General features: G+C 71.6%; 1 pseudogene. It reads right to left on the bottom strand.

Annotation, left to right across the window (positions count from 1 at the left end):
• Window positions 1-200: pseudogene (locus KVT14_RS20375) on the bottom strand (TraR/DksA family transcriptional regulator); the annotation flags it as partial.
• Window positions 201-278: the final 78 nt, after the last annotated feature.

Below are 278 nucleotides of genomic sequence, written 5' to 3'. Positions count from 1 at the left end.
AGGTTCGACAGCTCCTCGGCGGCGGCGGCGAGCTCGGAGGTCAGGCGGTCGATCTCGCTGATCAGCACCGTGGCGACCTCGCGCACCTCCTCCTCGGTCCAGGGGTCCTCGCCGGCGCGGACCGGGAACCGCGTGGCCGCGCCCGTCAGGTCGGGCAGCGGGCGGGCAGCGGTCGCGTCGAGCGAGTCGTTGATGGCCACGTCGGGTCATCTTTCCTCAGATGAGTCCGCAGAGACTAGTCGCCCGTCGCCCGGACGCACAACACACCACGCCCGAGG

This window comes from Cellulomonas sp. GbtcB1 (assembly GCF_019091725.1).
GTDB lineage: Bacteria > Actinomycetota > Actinomycetes > Actinomycetales > Cellulomonadaceae > Cellulomonas.
Note: the sequence above shows the minus strand (reverse complement) of the source record. Positions and strands in the feature narration are given on the sequence as shown.